This window comes from Formosa sp. S-31 (genome assembly GCF_051172795.1).
GTDB lineage: Bacteria > Bacteroidota > Bacteroidia > Flavobacteriales > Flavobacteriaceae > Formosa.
In genome coordinates, this window is the sequence record NZ_JAENDK010000002.1 from 662161 (window position 1) to 679576 (window position 17416).

Genomic DNA, 17416 nt, shown 5'->3' on the forward strand with positions numbered 1-17416 from the left:
ACTCCTGTAATTATACTTCCGAAAGATTATGGCGCTTTAAACAAGCATCTACACCTTCTTTCTGAGCCTCGCTGGAAAATACCTTAGGCGTCTTTCCGAACTGCTTTTTAAAGCATTTTGAAAAGTATTTCGGATCGTTAAACCCGACCATGAATGCGACTTCAGAAATAGTATAACCAAACTTTGCTAATATAACGGCTGCCTTTTTTAAGCGAATTAATCGTACAAAATCGATAATACTATGTCCCGTTAAAGCCTGACATTTCCTGTAAAAGCTTGAATAACTCATATTCAAAGCATCCGCCAATTCTTCCATTTTTAAATCGGAATCTGTCAATCTGGAATTTAAAACAGACATTAAGCTTTCTAAAAACACCTCGTCTTTGCTCTTTTGAATTGTCACTTCAGGGTTACTAATAGCTTCTGCTCTGTACTGCGAAATTATATGCTCTTTAGACGATATTATATTGCGCACCTTTAATAACAATTCATTAGTATTAAATGGTTTATTAATATATTCGATTGCCCCGGATTTTAGACCGCTGATTTTAGAGTTTATCGAATTTTTAGCCGTTAACAATATAACAGGTATATGTTTGGTTAAATAATCCTTCTGTAACATGTTACACATAGCCACACCATCTATAACCGGCATCATGATATCGCTAATAATAAGATCTGGAAAATTACTTTTGGCGTAATGATAGCCTTCTTCTCCATTTTCGGCCAGTAAAATATTGTACTCATTAATTAACAGTTCTTTCAGGAATTCCTGCAGATCTAAATTATCCTCTACAATCAATACCGTTTTTTTACTGTCGTCTATTTCTGTACTTCTTACAGGCTGTACCGTATGTATATCTATCGCTGTTGGCAGCTCCTCCACTTCCGGTTCGCTACTAACAATTTTATCTTCTTCCTTATAATCCGATTCTGATATTGGCAGTACTACCAGAAATGAAGTACCTTCTTCTGCAGAAGAATTTACCTCTATACTTCCGGCATGTAAATCTATAAGTTCTTTAGTAAGTGCCAATCCTATACCTGAGCCTTTTCGCTTTTTACCAATTTCCGACTGATAAAATATTTTAAATATTTTATGTAGCTCTTCCTTGGAAATTCCCGGACCGGAATCGGTTATCTGTATTTTAATGGTTCGCTTATCATTAAAAGGCAATACCGTTAACTGTATATTACCGTCTTTTGGGGTAAACTTAAAAGCATTAGATAATAGATTGTAAATTACATGTTCTATTTTATCCTTATCATACCAGGCCTCGGAAAGATTTTGCGGACAATTCACCACAAAATCAATTTGTTTCTTTCTCGCCAGTTCTCTAAACGATAAGGCAATATCTTCTATATCATTAAATACATTGTTTTTGGTTACTGCCAGACGTAAAGTTTTCAATTCCTTATCTCGAACCAGAGTTAAATCACGCGCAATTTTAGACAATCTTTTGGCGTTGTTTTCTATAATATGCAAGCGTTGTTTTAAAAGTAAATTTCCGTTTTTCTCCGCCCGCCGCATCATGTCTTCTATAGGCCCCAGAATAAGTGTTATGGGTGTTTGAATTTCATGAGACATTTTAGTAAAAAAATCCATTTTAAGATCATGTAATTCATGTTCTTTTTTAAACAGCACTTTTTCCATAAGCATTCGGCGTCTGAATACATACCAGCGACGCACAAAAAAGCCCAGTGCTACCAATAGTGCTAGATAAATCATATAAGCCCACCGACTGTTCCAGAAGGGCTGGTTTACAGTAATTTTAATGGTTTTTGGCTCAATATCCCAAATCCCTTTTACCGTTCCTGCCTTGACTTCAAATTCGTAATTCCCGGGAGATATATTCGTATAGGTCGCCAGGCGTTCCGGATGACTAGCAATCCAGTCTTTATCGAAACCTTTTAAACGATAAGCATAAACATAATTATGGTTTAACACATTGTCGATCGCCGAAAACCTGAAAGAAAACGAAGCCTGATTATGGTCGAGATTTAACTGCGATAATCTGTATACATTTTTATACACTTCTTTAGACAGAACAGACTCCAGTGGCTGATTAAGCACCTCTATACTATTAACATAAAGCTCTGGGTGTGCCTCGGTTTTTCTTATTGCATCTGGCATAAAATAATTTACCCCTTTTACACTTCCAAAGTAAATTTGCCCGTCCCGATCCTTGTAAGCGCTGCGGTTCATATACGTGTTATCCTCAAAACCATCAGAGTTATAATAGCTTACTAAAGACGTGTCTTTTAATTTTAAATGATTAACGCCATCCAGCGAGCCCATCCACAAATTATACTCATCTTCAGAAACCACACTTAAAAACACAGCCTTATTCAAGGTTTCATTGTTCTTAAATGTGGTAAACTTATGTGTATTCGTATCAAATTTAATTAGGTTACCTATTAAATTCACCATCCATACACTATGATTTGCTCCCCCTGTCATCGATTTAGGGATAAAATAATTCATTCTATTTTGTTCGGATTCCGGGATAACATTTTCAAATACTGAATTCGATAAATCGTCTTCCTGTTCGTGAAACTGAAAAAATCCGCCATTATGTGCTCCCAGCCAGATACCCTCTGCATCGTCCTGATAAATACTTTCCACTATAGTACCTTCCAAGCCCTTATAACCATACTCAAAACTTGCCAGCAGATTAAAATCTGAATTATAAATATGCACCCCTATATTCGATCCTACCCAAATTCTTCCCGCTCTGTCACTAAACACCACTCTCACATCAGTCGCGTGATGCTGCTTTAAATTTTTCAGATCAATTTTCTTAAACGTCTTTTGTGTTTTACTATAATGCCACAGACCATTTCTATACGTACCAAACCAGATATTCTGTTTTTGATCTTCTGCTATAGACTGAATATAAAATCCTTTATTTCTAAGTACATTATTAAAAAACTGCTCATCTACTACTTGATTATTTTTGTCACGACTAACTCTGGTAATGCCCGACCCATCGGTACCAATCCAAAGTGAACCGTCTGAACTTTTTAACATACTCAATACCCGTTGAGGCACATTATTCGCCGAACCGGAATGGTACTTTATAGCGGGATTGGTATGACTTAACACATTTAACTGTCCGTAATTCGGGGTAAGCCAGATGTTTTTATGTTTGTCTTCAGTAATATCCAAAATTGTATTACTACTTAAAGAAAAGGCATTAGTATCATCGGAAGAAAACAACTCCACACTCCCCGTATCCGAATTGATTTTATATATCCCACCACCATCGGTTCCGCCCCAGATATAGCCACTACTATCCAGAAACAGATTCAAAATCAACTCCTTATCAAGATTATAGGTATTGCCTTTAAAAAAATCATCCTGAATGTATTTTCCTGTGTTGAGATCGTAGACGAATAAACCATAGGTTTCAGTACCAATCCACAGCCTGTTGTTTTCATCAGTTTCCAATACTAACCCACCTGGAAAATCAGTAAACACACCGGCAATTTCCTTTAATGAGGCATTTGTTAAACTATAATCGTAAATTCTACCATCCTGCGTACTGAAAAACACACTTTTATTATCGTGAATAACCAAACTCTGAATCGATTTCTTAAAGTGTCGTTTAGGCACCGCGGTTATGCTATCCACCTGTGTGCCATTGTAACGATAAATACCTCCGGTATTCGTTGCGACCCAGACATCCGTTTTATGAATAGCCAAAGCACTTACCATCATTTCGTTTTCCATGTGGTCTAAAACGTCAAAAGTGCCTGCATCCAAATTATAGCGATATAGTCTTCCACTATTAGCAAGCATCCAGATAATACCAGTATCGTCCTTTTCGAGACGATTTACACTATCTCCCGTCGGGCTACCTTTAAAAATTGTACTATGCGGTATAAGTTTATAATCGTAACCATCGTAAACCAGAATTCCTCTGCCACAAACCATCCAGATTGTATTAAACGGGCCCTGAATTATTTGTTTCACACCTACTGTACTGTTATTATAAACAGGTTCTATCTTTTTAAAATTATAAGTATGCTGAGCCTTTGAATGACTAAAACATAAAACAAAGAATACTAAAGAAAAAGCGCGTTTGAATTGGCTCATTACACAAAATTGAAAATACGTAGGTTAAAACTAGTGACATTATCTGGCACAACAAGGTTCACTAAAAAGGTAAAAATATTAATTTATTAATAATAATTTAACGCAAAGTCCTGCATTATTCTCAACCAAGGGTTTACAAATTATTCATAAAGGGGTAAAATTTTGTCAACGCCTGATTTTATGTGATTTCCTCCTCTACAATGCGCAAATTTTCAGCTTAAATACCGACAATAATAACCAGTTTTGAGACTATAAATTTACGATACAATGAACTCAAGACGAAACTTTGTTAAGAAAACTGCACTGGCGGGAGCAGGAATTTCTCTCCTTCCAAACCTATCTTTTGGAGGTATTTTAGATACTGCTGATAAAAAATTAAGAATAGGATTTATAGGCGTAGGATTACGCGGCACCAATCACTTAAATAATATCTTATTACGAAAAGACACCGAGATAACTGCCATTTGCGATATCGATAAAAGGCGTACCGACATCGCCCTTAACATGATAGACAAGGCCGGTTTCAAAAAACCACAGGTCTTCGGAAAATCTGATGACGATTATAAAAACTTACTGGCTCTGGATACTGTAGACGCCGTAATTATTTCCACCCCGTGGTTATGGCACACACGTATGGCAGTAGATGCCATGAAAGCCGGAAAATATACAGGATTGGAAGTTTCGGCCGCCAATACCATGGAAGAATGCTGGGATCTGGTAAACACCCACGAGCAAACGGGGTCTCATGTTATGATTCTTGAAAATGTAAACTACCGTCGCGATGTACTGGCTGTCCTTAATATGGTAAAACAAAATGTCTTTGGCGAACTGCTTCATTTCAGATGCGGATATCAGCACGATTTACGTTTTGTTAAATTCAACGACGGTAAAACAGCCTATGGTAAAGGTGCGGAATTTGGAGACAAAGGTATTTCAGAATCGGCCTGGCGTACACAGCATTCCTTATTACGCAATGCAGACGTTTACCCTACCCATGGTGTAGGTCCCGTTGCAGCCATGTGCGATATAAATCGCGGCAACCGCTTCTTATCTCTAACATCTCACGCTACAAAAGCTCGCGGATTGCACAAATACATAGTAGATACCGCCGGAGAAAATCACCCGAATGCCAAATTAAGATTTAAACAAGGAGATATTATTACCAGTACTATTGAAACAGCTAACGGGGAAACCATAATAGTTACTCACGATTGTAACTCTCCAAGACCTTACTCTTTAGGATTCAGAGTTCAGGGTACTGAAGGACTTTGGGAAGTCGATGGGAATCGCATTTATGTTGAAGGAAAATCGGAACCTCACAAATGGGATGATGCCGATGAATGGCTTAAAAAATACGACCACCCCTTATGGCAAAAATACGGCGAAAAAGCCATGGGTGCCGGACATGGCGGTATGGATTTCTTCGTAATTAACGCCTTTATAGAATCTGCCAAACAAAATATCGCTCCACCATTAGACGCCTACGATGCCGCCGCCTGGAGCGCCATTACACCGCTTTCTGAAGCTTCTATTGAAAATAATGGCGAGCCACAGGACTTCCCGGATTTTACAAGAGGACTTTGGGTAAAACGTAAACCTTACAACTGGATGAAAGACACTTATTAATAAACCACAAATACTAACACCAATTTTATGAAGCACACATTTACGTATTTAGTTCTAATTCTGGCCTTGTGTTTCTCGTACGAGACCTATGCCCAGACAGACCCTAAGGTTGTTACCGGGACTGTATTAGATGAAAATGATGTCCCGATCTTAGGATTAAACGTTGTCGTTACCGGAACCTCAACCGGAACCTCGACCGACTTTGACGGAAACTATGCCCTAAAACTCCCTGATGGCGCTGCATCGCTCACCTTTTCCTATATGGGATATGTTACTCAGACCATAACTATTAATAACCTGTCGGTCATTAATGTTAAAATGGCTGCCGATGTTTCAGCTTTAGACGAAGTTGTAGTTGTTGCCTATGGCGCACAGAAAAAAGAAGCCATTACGTCTTCTGTAGTCAGCGTTAAAGCCGAAGACCTGGAAGATGTTACGACTCCCGATGTATCTTCAATGCTTCAGGGTAAGGCTGCCGGGGTTCAGGTTTCTGCAACCAGCGGAGCTCCAGGGTCTACTCCGGATATTTTAATCAGAGGTAAAGCCTCATTAGGAGGAAGCGTTACCCCACTTTGGGTCGTAGACGGTGTCGTACAACACGGTACACCAATTGTTAACCCTAACGATGTAGAATCTATTTCCATACTTAAAGATGCTTCGGCTACTGCCTTATACGGCTCCCGTGGTGCTAATGGTGTGGTAATCGTTAACACTAAACGTGGTATAGTTGGAAAATCAGAAATTACAGTAAGTTTTAAAACCGCTCTAAACGAGTTTAACACCGGAAATTTTGAGGTAATGAACTCTAAGCAGTTATACGATTACAATGTACTGTTTAACAACCAGAACCCTTGGTTTACCGAAGATTTATTAAACAGAGACACCGACTGGATTGAATTAGGTACTCAAACAGGAATTGTAAAAGATGCCAACGTTTCATTTAGAGCTGGAACAGATAAATTAAACTTGTTCTTAAACACCGGATTATATAACGAAACCGGAACATTAAGAGGTAACGAATTAGATCGTTACACGTTCCGTATGAACTTAGACTATAAAATGTCTGAACGTTTTACAGTAAAACCAAAATTATCTTTCAGTTTCGATGACAGAGATCATATAGCACAGGCTCCCTTATACGACTTGTACTTAAATATGCCATGGGATTTACCGTACGATGAAAACGGAAACATTGTTAATGCTCAGGAGTCTCAGGACTGGATTGGACGCGATCGTAATAACTACCTGTACGACCAGCAATGGAACTATTCTGATAGTAATGTTTTTAACATGAGTGCCAATCTGGATTTCGAATACGAAATTTTACCGCATTTAAGCTTCCACTCTACAAACAACTTTACGCTTTACCGTTCTTTAAGTAAATCGTATACCGATCCGAGATCGAACAGCGGACTTGCTAATGTTGGTAGCATCAGCGATGGTACAGCAAACCGTTTTACACGTTTAACCACGCAAATGCTACGTTATAACAATACGTTTAACGAAAAACACGATCTGTCGGTTTTAGCAGGTTACGAATATAACGATTATGTATATGAAAGTTTTGGAGCCAGCGGTACCAGAATCATTCCTGGTGGTGAAATTCTGGATGTTTCCAGTAAGCCGGGTGCTATAAACGGATTCAAAAACGAATATGCCTTGCAATCGTTCTTCTTAGCGGCCGAATATGGGTATGCAGACCGTTACTTCCTTAAAGCTTCTGTACGTCGCGACGGGGCTTCTAACTTTGGTTTAGACAACCAGTATGGAAACTTCTTCTCTTTTGGAGGCGGTTGGTTAATTCATAACGAAAGTTTCTTTAACAGCGATTGGATAAACGAACTTAAATTGCGAGCCAGTTATGGTACCGTAGGTAACAGACCTTCTTCATTATATCCTTATCAGGGTACTTATCGTGTAAACACACAATATATTGGTATTCCCGGAGCTATTCTTAACCAGTTCCCGAATCCGGACTTAGGTTGGGAAAAATCATACGAAACCAACTTAGCTATCGACACACGTTTCTTTAACCGTTTAAATGCTACAGTAGAATACTATAACAAAAACACATCAGACCTGTTATACTACGTAAGCTTACCGGATATTACAGCCTACAGCGGATACTGGGAAAACATTGGGGGTGTTAAAAACTCAGGTTTTGATGTCTCTTTTGATGCCGATATTATTCAGGGTTCAGATTTTAACTGGAATGTTGGCTTTAATATAGGAATTAACAAAAACGAGGTTACCGAGTTATTCGAAACCGACGAATTACCAAAGGGACGTAAAATCTGGAAAGTAGGCGAAAATGCCGATTCCTGGTACATGAGAAAATGGGCCGGTGTACACCCTGGCGATGGTAACCCACTTTGGGAAGTTGTAGATCCGGAAACCGGAGATATAAGCTATACCAGCGATTATGCCAGCGCAACCGTTCAGTTTTTAGGAAAAGCCTCAACACCAGATTTTGTTGGTGGATTTAACTCCAGCTGGTCGTATAAAGGCTTGTCTTTAACCGCTAATTTCGATTTCTCTAAAGGGGGATACATTTATAATTCATCCCGAGAATTATTCGATTCAGACGGTTTATATCCAACCTTCAACCAAATGGTCCTTAATAATGGATGGAGCCGTTGGGAGCAACCCGGCGATAAAGCCACACATCCAAGAGCCGTACAAGGTGGTAATAACAATTCCAACAAACCATCATCGCGTTATTTGGAAGATGGCAGCTATTTAAGAATGCGTAACATCACGCTGTCTTATAACTTACCGCAATCCATATTAGATCACTTAAAACTAAGTAACATTAACGTGTATTTATCCGGGGACAATTTATTTACCATTACAAACTATAGCGGTGTAGATCCAAGTGTCGGTGGTTTAGGTGGCGAAGCCAGTTTAAGTTATCCGGTGCCAAAGCGTTATGTAGTTGGATTAAATGTATCATTTTAATTAAAGAAGAAAGCAATGAAAAAACTATATAGATTATTACCATTAGTCGCACTATTTATAACTTCGTGCGAACTAGAACGCAACCCTTACGACCAGATTGCCGTAGACGATTTATTATCAGACCCGGGATCTATACAAACCGCTACTGTTGGTAACTACGCCTTATTAAAAGGTAACGATGGTTACGATGGCTGGGTGGACGATTTACACCGTATTTCGGAATATGCCGGAGATAACGTTTCTCTTAGCGGCGGAACTACAGATGCCTTATTCAACCTGTATAATTACCAGGCCATTCCTACCAATTACCGTGTTGCCCGTTTCTGGAGTAACTCGTATAAAATTGCCGTTGGAACCAATAAAATGATTGAGCTTATCCCAGAAGGTGCTTCTGAAGAAGAAGATCAGTTATTAGGCGAAAACTACTATTTACGTGCCCTTGTATATTTCCAGATGGGCAATGTATTTGGTAAACCTTACAATCAAGGCGGTTCTAACTTATCAGTGCCTTTAAAACTAACTTCGGCTACAGATGATCGTCCAGACAGAAATACAGTTGAAGAAGTATACAATCAGGTGATTAGCGATTTACTTAAGGCTGAAGCTTTAATGAATATAAATCGCGGCGCATCTTACGCCTCTAAAGAAGCAGCTCAGGCCCTGTTATCGCGTGTGTATCTGTACAAAGGCGATAATATTCTGGCTCAGGAATATGCCGATAAAGTAATTAATTCTGGCGAATACAGCCTGTTAGGAACCAGTACATTCAAAACTATGAATACCTTGCGCCCGGACGATAATGCCGAAGCCATTTTTGCTGTAACTCTTAGTAGTGAATCTGACTTATTAGCCGATGGCGACGACTGGTGGACTATAGGCTCGCTTTACGCTTCGATAGACGGAATTGGCTGGGGTGAAATGTATGCATCCAGTTCGTATTTAAATTTAATTAACCAGCATCCATCCGATGCCAGAAAGGCGTTTATCTCTCCGCAACTTTTAGAAGACGAAAACGGCGATGAAATTCCATCAATTTACTGGGTTAATTCAAGCTATACTTACGAATTCAGAAGTATTACCGAAGCCAATGGTAACATAACATTCTCTGAAGACGGCACAACGTACACTGTAGAATCAGAAGTAGACGGAGACAATACCAAATATTATTTTGTTGGAGGTAACGGAAAACAATATGTAAACCTGGGCTACGACATGGAAAAACGAAATGGATATCCTAAATTCTACATACTAAAAGCGTCCTTACAGGAAGACGACGTACATATGTGGTCGCCTATGGTATCGCGATTAGCCGAAATGTACTTAAACAAAGCTGAAGCTTATGCCAAACAAGGTGCAGACCAGATGGCTTTAGATGCTATAAACATATTACGTGTACGTGCCGAAGTACCAGAATATACCTTGGCAAACTTACCTGCAGGGAAAACAGTTTTAGATGTCGTTTTAGACGAGCGTCGTCTGGAACTGGCTTACGAAGGTCACAGACGTTACGATGTGTACCGAAACGGAGACACCATGAACCGTCGCTACCCTGGTACACATTTAAACGGAACCAATGCGTATCTGGAAATCGAAGCATCGAATCCAAGAATTATCGAATACATTCCGGAGCAGCAAATTATATTACAACCAAGTTTAATACAAAACGATTAAACCAAAGCTCCCTCTCGGGGGAGCTTATTCTCCGAACAAAACGGATAAACTATCGTAGTATATCTCTAAACCTAAATTAATCATTATGAATATTCTAAACACATATAAAAGCATATTTGGTGCAGCAATAGCACTAGCACTTGCTGCATTTACTTTTGTGTCTTGCGACGAAGACCTAGTTTACCCGGAACAAAGCAAATTACCTCCGGCGACTTATAATACGTCTGAATGGGACATAGCAGCATACAGTACACAGGAAGATCAGGATGGCGAAGGGCCTAGTCCATACGGACGTGCTATAGCCATTTTAGACGGAAACACCGATACGTTCTGGCACAGTTGCTGGAACGGCTGTACTCCTACTGTTCCGCACTTTATTAGCGTAGATATGAAAACCGAAAAAGAAGTAGCTGGATTCTACTTAGTACAACGTCAGTCATTAACACGTAATATTGAGAGTCTAGAGCTTTTAACCAGTAATGACGGCTCCAGCTGGACCTCACAAGGTGTGTATACCCTGGAAAAAATTAAAAGTCAGCAGGTTCTGGAACTCAATGAAACCCAAACCTTCAGATATTATAAAATGGAAATAAAATCGGTTTTCGATGGCACCAATCACGCGGCTTTAGCAGAACTGGTTCCTTATATTTCCTATAACTAATCGCATAATTTACGTTTAATGCTTAAAAATTTCACATATAAATTAAGTTCTAAGTACACCTTGTTACTGTTTTCAGTATTTATTCAGGTATTGTTTTCCTGCGCCTCCTGTACCAATGGTGACGAAGGATCAGAACAAGACATTCTGGACGATACCGAAGCAGAAACAAGTACTTTAAGCTTTAGTAAGACAGTCCCTATCGGGTCTAACAGCTGGGTTATTAATAACCAGACACAGGATCAGGCTATGATTTCTGAAGACGGTATTCACAATTGGTCCGGTATGGATCAGGTAATACACACTTACGTTAAAACCGGAAGCGGAGAATTACAGGTAGGTTTTAAAGCTAAATCTGCCGATGGAAATTCTAAAATTAAAATTACCATAGGAGAAACCTCTAAAATAATCGCACTGAATAACACAAGTTATAAGACTGTCGATGTGGGTACCTTTGCAGTAAATGAAGGTTATAATGTAATCGCCATCCAGGGCACTGAAAAATCGGGCCAATATCTGGGAGACATTTCCGAATTACTTTTAGGAGGTACTGCTGTTGCTAACGGCATTAGTTTTAACCCATCCAGCAACCATTATTTTGGCAGACGCGGCCCATCTGTACACCTTAAATACGATACACCGGGAAGCCAGAGCATAAAATGGTTTTACAACGAAGTAACCGTGCCAGAAGGTGAAGACCAGTTGGGTACCTTCTTTATGGCCAACGGCCACTCTCAGGGCTATTTCGGAATGCAGGTCAATTCAGAAACGGAAAGACGAGTATTATTTTCCATTTGGAGTGCCTTTAGTACTGACGACCCTAACCAGATTCCTACCGATTACAAAGTCACAAGCTTAGGTGCCGGTGAAGGAGTTACAGTTAAGGATTTTGGAAATGAAGGCTCCGGAATTCAAAGCTTTATAGATGTAGACTGGAAAGCCGGTGTTACCTATAAATTTTTACTAAAAGGTGAACCTGCAGAGGTAGAAGGTTCTACAGACTATACAGGTTATTTCTACGATCCGGAAGTGGGTAGCTGGAAACTGATTGCCAGTTTAAGACGCCCGAAAACCAGCACACATTTAACCGGCTTACATTCATTTTTAGAAAATTTCGATCCGAGTACCGGGTATCAGACCAGACAAGGCCAATATGGCAACCAATGGGTGTGTACAACAAATGGCACTTGGCATGAAGTTACCAGTGCCAGTTTCACTTACGATGCTACGGCGGCTGCCGGAGACCGTCTGGATTATGCCGGAGGTACCACAGGAAACAGCTTCTTTTTAAAAAACTGTGGTTTTTTTAACGACAATACTGAATACAATACAGCCTTTTCGAGAACAGCTGGCGGACAGGCTCCTGTCATTAATTTTACAACTTTACCTCAACCGGTACCTGCTGCCGAAGTTACTGTGCTGGACAGAACCAACTGGTCAGTAATTGCCTATAGCTCACAGGAAGATCAGGGTGGCGAAGGAGAAACAGGCCTGGCTCAGGATATACTGGACAACAATACAGCGACCTACTGGCACTCCTGCTGGAACGGATGTTCAGCTACCCCTCCGCACTATTTAACTATAGATGCCGGAAAAGAAATTACAGCCGATGGATTGCGTTTTATTCAGCGAACTAGCTTATCGCGAGCAGTAAAAACGATAGAAATTCAAGTAAGTAAGGATAATAAAACCTGGACCGATTTAGGAGAAATCAGCTTACAGGAAACCACAGGAAATCTGGATACTGACTTCGAGTCACCGCAGACTTTTCGTTATTTAAACTGTAAAATAACAGCAGCACATGATGGCACGACACACGCTGCTATGGCCGAAATTATGGCCTATACTAAATAATTGTTTCGTTTGATTTAGTTTTGATTTTCGTGTAAAGCCTCTGCAAAACAGCAGAGGCTTTTTTATATCATTATATTTAAAACAAACCGTATTGATTGGGTGAATTCGGGTCTATAACCTGTCCTACATCCCACAACTCTGTAATTTTACTGTCGTGAAATTTAAAAATATGAATCACCACAAGTTCCATGTCAGCTTTAACGACCAGCGTATGAGTAATAACAGTATCTCCATCCTCGTAACAGTGCTTCACCTCTAAAGCTGTATTCGGATGCGTATTCTCAGCGTCTTCCATAGCTTTAAGCAAGCCTGCTCTGCTCCCCTCGAAATATTGATTGTGATGAATAAATGATTTAGAAACAAATCGCTCATAGGCCGCTTTAACTACGCCTTTGCCAACCAGTTCCAGAAACGCTATGGCAATTTCTTTTTTAGTCATTTTTAGTTGTTTTTAAATGTAAGAGTAACTCAGGATCCGGGCAATTGAGTTTATAAAATTCCAGCGTGTTTTTACTACATACTCCCGGATAATCACCAAAATTATCATTTAAATCCAGTATCAATTGAAAATGCAAATGCGGAGGATAATCGCCGTTAACCTCGGACGTCCCCAAAGCACCTATACATGTGCCGCCTTTTATTGAATCTCCTTGTTCGATTCCGGATATGGACTCTAAACTTAAATGGCCGTAAAGGGAATAAAAAGTAATGCCGTCAACCTTGTGTTTTAAAATAATAGTCGGCCCGTAATCTCCAAAATTTGTGTTATTCTTAAAACTGTGAATCTCACCATCCCATACGGCAAGAATCCCTGTTCCGGCTTCGCACCACAAATCTATTCCCAAGTGAATATTACGTTCTTCCTCCTCATTTTTGGTATTAAAATAGCTACTGCGTTTATACAGCGCTCGTTGTTCCAGATACCCTCCAAACCCCACTTTAGAACTGCTCTGAACTAAAATATCATTTATATAGGCTGAAAAATCTTGCGATGAAGCCAGATTTACATGTTTTAAATCGGTATTGTTTTCAGATAAATCCAGTTGCAGATAGTCTTCCGGATTAATGTCCAGATCCAAAACCCGAAGGCCCTGATTACCTAAGGTCTTTAAAAGACTTAAAATGATTTCGGGCATTTCTGAGATTAATCTAAATTAGGCACTTCAAACTGCTCGAAAGGGCTATGCTCTGTCATTAAAGCTTCTATCGCTTCGGAAGTACGCGGTGCTTCAGCCGACAAACAAACAGGTCCTTGATCTGTAACAAGTATATCATCTTCAATTCGAACAGCAATACCCCACCACTTTTTATCGCAGTCACTTCCTTCAGGAATATAAATTCCCGGCTCTACAGTTATCACCATATTAGCCTGCAATGGTCCACGCAAACTGGTATCGTGAACATCCAGACCAATATGATGCGATGTTCCATGCGGAAAATATTTACGCGCCTCTTGTTCATCCTTCGCTATACCTAAGGCTATTAAGCCTTCGTTAATCACTGCTCTTGCAGCCATATCGGGTGATTTAAGTGTATTCCCAGCAACAACCTGAGCGATTCCTGCTTCCTGAGCATTATATACCAGATCGTAAATTAATTTTTGCTCCGGACTAAATTTACCATTAGCAGGAATAGTTCGTGTAACATCGGCAGTATAACCGTGATATTCGGCTCCCAGATCCATAAGGACCAGGTCGTTTTCTACTTTCGTTTTGGAATTCTCAATATAATGTAACACACAACCGTTGTTTCCGGCGCCCACAATACTCGGATACCCCTCATATTCGCTGCCGTATTTTTTATATACATATTCATGTACCCCTTGAATTTCAGCTTCCGACATCCCTACATGCATCGCTTTCATAACTTCGCGCTGGCCCATTGCAGAAATTCTTACTGCCTTAGTTAATAGAACCATTTCATCAGGCATTTTAATTTCGCGTAAACCAGCCATTAATTTATTAAGCGTTCGGGTGTCGGTTTTTACTGTTTTTTCTTTAAGCTGCCCTTGTCCAGAATTTAAATCTTTGTCAGCATTCGCAACTCCACTTACACTGGTTTCAGTATATGCAATCTGCGATTTGAAGGCCTGAATTAAATCGTATAAATCTGCATCATTACGTTTGGAATTTCTGTAATCATCATGAAAAGTATCAAATAACACCGCATCAAAACTCGTGAAATTAATACCATTTTTTAAAAATTCTTCCCCGTTCAGAGCGGTTTCAAATCCCAGCTGAGATTTAGCGCCTTCAATCCCCAGACGTTTTCCGGTCCATTGTTCCATTCGGGCATCTTTTTTTTGCACATAAAGAATTTCGTTAAAATGCTCCCCGTGTTTACCATTCTGATTTTCTGAAAAAATAACCAGAACGGCATTAGGTTCCTTATATCCCGTCAGGTAATAAAAATCAGGATCCTGATGATACACATAATCCACATCGTTAGCACGATTTCTTTCTGCATTAGCAAAAAAAACAGCAACGGTATTTTCGGGCATTTTCGCTCGTAAGGCAGCCCGTCTTTCTTTATGAAATTCGGCTGACAGATAATCATCCGGCATTCCGGGTTGCGCAAAAAGACCTGAAAAGGCCGCTAAAACAGGTAAAAACGAGATAAACTTTTTCATGATACGTACAGTTAGATTAACGAAAAATAAGATTTTTATCTTAAAAAGTCACCAGAATTTAAACTTCTTCCTCTTTATTAGTGTTTAACTATAATTTGCGTTCTGAACTATCGAAATAAAATTAATTTTAGATATTAGCTCAAAAATAAATAGTGATGAGCACAACTAAACAACACGACGAACGTATAGCAAAAATGACTTTTGCATCGGTTTTTCCACATTACGTTACTAAAATAGAAAAGAAAGGCCGCAGCAAAGCCGAATTATATGAAGTTATTGAATGGCTTACAGGCTATAACGAAACTAAATTACAAGAGCTAATTGAAGCAAAAGTAACATTTGAAACCTTTTTTAAAGATGCCAAGCTGAACCCGAATGCCAATTTAATAACTGGAGTTATTTGCGGGTATCGCATTGAAGACATCGAAACGCCTCTTACTAAACAGACGCGATATCTGGACAAGCTGATAGACGAGCTGGCTAAAGGCCGAAAAATGGAAAAGATTTTGCGTACCACCTGACCCCTGCTTTATGAAGGAATTTCTACTGAGGACAGCATAAAATCGAGCACAAAAGACAGAACGCTAACAATTTGAAATCTCAATAATTTATTTTATTTTGTATGCCATTAGCGCATTGATTTCAACTCAGTTATGCAACGCAACATCGAAACATTCAAACTCTTTTCAGACACTAAAACCTTAAAGTTTTATGGGCTTTTTGGCGGTGTTACAGGAGCTATTATTATTACTGCGTTTGTTTTTTCTGTAGATACACCTAAACCCGAATGGCCAGTTTTATGGCGTATTAAACCATTACTACTTACGCCCTTTGTTGCGGCATGTGGCGGACTTGCCGTTTATGCCATACAAACGTATTCCAAACTTAAAAACTGGAATGCTATACTAAGTGGCATATTGAGCTTGGTTGTATTTATTATAACGCTTTGGTTCGGCATAGTTCTGGGCTTGAATGGGACGCTTTGGGATTAAAGCATTTAAAAAGTATCGAAATCAATCCTTTAATTTAAATACTATTACCTTTCATCATGAAAAATAAAAGACTACTCATTATTTTATCGTTTGTCCCGGTTTTATTATTAATTCCGTTAATAGCCATGCAATTTACCTCGGAAGTTAACTGGACGGGATTTGACTTTCTGGTCATGGCTGTTTTATTAACGGTTACAGGATTGTTATTCGAATTTTTCCTGAGAATTTTCACTTCTGCACAAAGCAGACTTATTGCCTGTAGCCTCCTTGTCGTTGCCTTTATTCTTGTGTGGATAGAATTGGCTGTTGGTGTTTTTGGTTCTCCTATTGCCGGAAGTTAATTCATGAAACCTCCACAGATATATCTAAGAAACGCTTTAAAACAGGAATATCTGGCCGTAGGACAACTGCTGGTGCAAGTCTATTCGCAATTAGAAGGCTTTCCTAAACCAGATGAGCAACCGGAATATTACAAATTGTTATTACATGTAGGCGATTTAACCCAAAATCCCGATACTGCCCTTATTGTAGCCGTTAATGAAAATAATGATATCCTTGGCGCAGTCGTTTATTTTGGACAAATGGCATACTATGGTTCTGGTGGAACGGCTACACAAGAAAAACAATCTGCCGGATTTCGCCTGTTGGCTGTTCATCCCGAAGCGCGTGGTCTTGGCATAGGCAAAGCCCTTACACTGGAGTGTCTTAAAAGAGCCCGGGCAAGTCATTTAAAACAACTTATAATTCACACCACAATGGCTATGAAACCGGCCTGGAATATGTACGAGAATCTCGGGTTTAAACGTTCTGAAAATCTTGATTTTATGCAGGGCGAACTCCCGGTATTCGGTTTTCGTTTCGTTTTTGAATCCACCTGATAATAAAGCATAGTAAATGCCCTCAATTCTTCCCGCTGAAAAACCACTATT

At 39.5% G+C, this 17416-nt stretch carries 13 protein-coding genes; 9 read left to right on the forward strand and 4 right to left on the reverse strand.

What is annotated here, in order from left to right:
• Positions 1 to 10 precede the first annotated feature (10 nt).
• Entirely contained in the window at positions 11 to 4099 is a 4089-nt protein-coding gene (locus I3217_RS03230; protein ID WP_435048292.1) for a hybrid sensor histidine kinase/response regulator transcription factor, read from the reverse strand.
• Between the two features lie 267 nt (positions 4100 to 4366).
• Between I3217_RS03230 and I3217_RS03235 the strand changes: the two genes are divergently transcribed.
• The 5 genes from I3217_RS03235 to I3217_RS03255 all read left to right on the forward strand — a co-directional run bounded on the left by I3217_RS03235 (position 4367) and on the right by I3217_RS03255 (position 12866).
• A complete protein-coding gene (locus I3217_RS03235) occupies positions 4367 to 5725 on the forward strand; it encodes a Gfo/Idh/MocA family protein (RefSeq protein WP_435048293.1) in 1359 nt (452 codons plus the stop codon).
• Between the two features lie 27 nt (positions 5726 to 5752).
• Positions 5753 to 8683, forward strand: a complete 2931-nt coding sequence (locus tag I3217_RS03240) for a SusC/RagA family TonB-linked outer membrane protein (RefSeq protein WP_435048294.1) — start codon at positions 5753 to 5755, stop codon at positions 8681 to 8683.
• Between the two features lie 15 nt (positions 8684 to 8698).
• Entirely contained in the window at positions 8699 to 10354 is a 1656-nt protein-coding gene (locus I3217_RS03245) for a RagB/SusD family nutrient uptake outer membrane protein (RefSeq protein ID WP_435048295.1), read from the forward strand.
• 85 nt (positions 10355 to 10439) lie between these two features.
• Positions 10440 to 11015: a discoidin domain-containing protein gene (locus tag I3217_RS03250; RefSeq protein WP_435048296.1), complete on the forward strand. Its 576-nt coding sequence runs from the start codon at positions 10440 to 10442 to the stop codon at positions 11013 to 11015.
• A gap of 18 nt (positions 11016 to 11033) precedes the next feature.
• Positions 11034 to 12866: a DUF3472 domain-containing protein gene (locus tag I3217_RS03255; protein ID WP_435048297.1), complete on the forward strand. Its 1833-nt coding sequence runs from the start codon at positions 11034 to 11036 to the stop codon at positions 12864 to 12866.
• A 76-nt stretch (positions 12867 to 12942) separates the two neighbouring features.
• On the opposite strand, the gene I3217_RS03260 is transcribed toward I3217_RS03255, so the two are convergent.
• From I3217_RS03260 to I3217_RS03270, 3 genes are read right to left on the reverse strand one after another with little or no spacing between them, the layout of a single operon-like run.
• A complete protein-coding gene (locus I3217_RS03260; protein ID WP_435048298.1) occupies positions 12943 to 13305 on the reverse strand; it encodes a nuclear transport factor 2 family protein in 363 nt (120 codons plus the stop codon).
• The gene (locus I3217_RS03265; protein WP_435048299.1) at positions 13298 to 14002 is read right to left on the reverse strand and encodes a peptidoglycan DD-metalloendopeptidase family protein; all 705 of its coding nucleotides are present in this window, start codon (positions 14000 to 14002) and stop codon (positions 13298 to 13300) included. Before I3217_RS03265 ends, I3217_RS03260 begins: the two co-directional genes overlap by 8 nt.
• A gap of 8 nt (positions 14003 to 14010) precedes the next feature.
• Positions 14011 to 15495, reverse strand: coding sequence for an aminopeptidase P N-terminal domain-containing protein (locus tag I3217_RS03270; protein ID WP_435048300.1), 1485 nt, complete (start codon positions 15493 to 15495; stop codon positions 14011 to 14013).
• A gap of 155 nt (positions 15496 to 15650) precedes the next feature.
• Between I3217_RS03270 and I3217_RS03275 the strand changes: the two genes are divergently transcribed.
• The 4 genes from I3217_RS03275 to I3217_RS03290 all read left to right on the forward strand — a co-directional run bounded on the left by I3217_RS03275 (position 15651) and on the right by I3217_RS03290 (position 17365).
• Positions 15651 to 16016 carry a DUF2200 domain-containing protein gene (locus I3217_RS03275; RefSeq protein ID WP_435048301.1) on the forward strand — a complete coding sequence of 122 codons (366 nt, stop codon included), beginning with the start codon at positions 15651 to 15653 and terminating at the stop codon, positions 16014 to 16016.
• 132 nt (positions 16017 to 16148) lie between these two features.
• Positions 16149 to 16487 carry a potassium transporter KefB gene (locus tag I3217_RS03280; RefSeq protein ID WP_435048302.1) on the forward strand — a complete coding sequence of 113 codons (339 nt, stop codon included), beginning with the start codon at positions 16149 to 16151 and terminating at the stop codon, positions 16485 to 16487.
• Between the two features lie 56 nt (positions 16488 to 16543).
• The gene (locus I3217_RS03285) at positions 16544 to 16828 is read left to right on the forward strand and encodes a hypothetical protein (RefSeq protein ID WP_435048303.1); all 285 of its coding nucleotides are present in this window, start codon (positions 16544 to 16546) and stop codon (positions 16826 to 16828) included.
• A gap of 3 nt (positions 16829 to 16831) precedes the next feature.
• Positions 16832 to 17365: a GNAT family N-acetyltransferase gene (locus tag I3217_RS03290; protein ID WP_435048304.1), complete on the forward strand. Its 534-nt coding sequence runs from the start codon at positions 16832 to 16834 to the stop codon at positions 17363 to 17365.
• Positions 17366 to 17416: the final 51 nt, after the last annotated feature.